Genomic DNA, 2,021 nt, shown 5'->3' on the forward strand with positions numbered 1-2,021 from the left:
TAGAATGCTGGTACAACCCGAAACGGAGACACTCCAGTATCGGAATGCACAGCCCCATCACGTTTGAAGCCCTCCACACCGGGTCAGACCAAGATCACTGACCCCACACCCGACGTGTCCGGCCAACGGGGCCAAGCTCAGTGGGAGTCCGCCGAGCGGAGTGTGTCGGCGTTGAGTGCTGGAGAACTGCGGCCAGGGAGCCAGAGCTTGGGTGCGGGCGGTGTTGCTGGTGAAGATCTGGCGGTAGGCCCACTCGGTTTGCAGTATCCGGTTGAAGGGTTCGACCTTGCCGTTCTGCCATGGGCAGTGTGGCTTGATGAAACGCTGTTGGATGCCGAGCGCGGTGACGGCGGCGTGGAAGTCGGTGGAGTGCCGGTAGGCGAACGCGTTGTCAGTGATCATGCGTTCGATGTGGTCGATGCGCTGGGCGGCGAAGAATGTCGCGGCGCGCAGCAGGAAGGCGCCGGCGGTGGCGCCCTTCTCATCAGGAGGTTCTCGGCATCGGCCAGCCGAGAGTGGTCCTCGACCGCGGCGTGGACATTGTCGTAGTCCAGGCCGCGGCGGCGGCAGCGGCCGTGGGCGCGCCAGCCGCCGGCGTCAGGAATCTTGTCGATCTTCTTCACGTCGACGTGCACCAGCGCGCCCGGCTGGAAGCGTTCATAGCGGATGGTGTGTCGAGTTGCTCTGATCGCTCACCGGTCAGCGGGTCACGGTCGGCGAGTCGGGGCACGCGGTGGCGGTGTAGCACCCAAGTCACGGTCCGGGCCGCGACATCGAACGCTTCGGTGATCAGTCCGCCCACGCCGCGAGGACACCTGCTCGGCCACGATCCGGGCCTGGACTGCGGCCGGTGTGCGACGGGGGCTGCGTGCGGCAGCGACGAGCGATCCGCCAAGGCCGGCCTGCCACCCACGTCAAACAGCTTCATCCACCGGTGTGCGCACTGCCGCGACCCCCAACTCCTTGGCCACATGAGCGACCGGTTGACCATCGACACGAACCCGACGAACCAGCAACCCACGGGCATACACCATCAACCGCGCATTAGCGTGAACACGAGGGCTTCCTGGCCGTGAAGACGAGATATCTCCACTGCGCCAGGAGGTCCTCCCTCGATCAACTACCCCAACCGGCGGGTCACCAACGTCCTGACCGAGTACAACTAGATGTATGAGGCCATGACGTTGGTGACGCCGGTGCGGAGCCGGGATGCTGGTGGCTGGTTTCCGGCGGCGGTGTGGGGCCGATGGTAGTTGTAGTGGATGTTCCAGATCGCCAGGGTGGCTGTGCGTTGTTGTTCGCTGGTCCAGGCGTGGGCGTAGAGGAATTCTTCGGCCAGGATCCGGTTGTAGCGTTCGACTTTGCCGTTGTGGCGTGGGGTATAGGGCGTGATCCGCTGGTGGCGGGCGCTGCGCAGGACGGTGGCGAAGTCTTTGGCGCGGTAGCAGGAGCCGTTGTCGGTGACGATGCGGTGGATGTGGGTGATGCCGTGGCGGGCGAAGAACGCCCGAGCTCGGTGGACGAACCCGATTGCCGTATGGGCGGTTTCGTCGGGAAGGGCTTCGGTGTAGGCCGGGCGCGAGTAGCCGTCGACGGCGGAGTGCAGGTAGGTGTAGCGGTGCCGCTGGCCTCGGGTTTTGCCTCGGGCGGCCAGCCGGTCCTGGGCGCTGCCTTTGCCGTGGACGCGCCAGCCACCACCGTCGGGGATCTGGCCGGTCTTCTTCACATCCAAGTGGACCATGTGCCCGGGCCAGCGGGCGATGATCCGCCGTGGCTGTCGGTTGGTGGCGCCGGTGGGGTCAAGGAACCGGCGGCGGTTGAGACCAAGCTGCAGCAGGTGTCGGCCCACGGTCCGCACCGAGATGGTGATTGAGCTTGCCCCCGTAGCCCGGACACCTGACCTGAGGTGACCACCGGTCACTAGGAAGGATGTCCCGGTGCCTGCACCACACCCGCCTGAGTTTCGTCAGCGTGCCGTCGAGCTTGCCCGCCAGGGCGACAAACGGGTCGCTGTGGTGGCC

General features: G+C 65.8%; 2 pseudogenes. Both read right to left on the bottom strand.

The annotated features are described in order from the left end of the window. Positions 1-57 precede the first annotated feature (57 nt). A pseudogene (locus VGX25_RS17440) lies at positions 58-1,034 on the bottom strand (integrase core domain-containing protein). A 128-nt stretch (positions 1,035-1,162) separates the two neighbouring features. Then, positions 1,163-1,864, bottom strand: a pseudogene (locus VGX25_RS17445) (integrase core domain-containing protein); the annotation flags it as partial. Positions 1,865-2,021 lie beyond the last annotated feature (157 nt).

The organism is Actinophytocola sp. (assembly GCF_035942955.1).
GTDB lineage: Bacteria > Actinomycetota > Actinomycetes > Mycobacteriales > Pseudonocardiaceae > DASYTH01.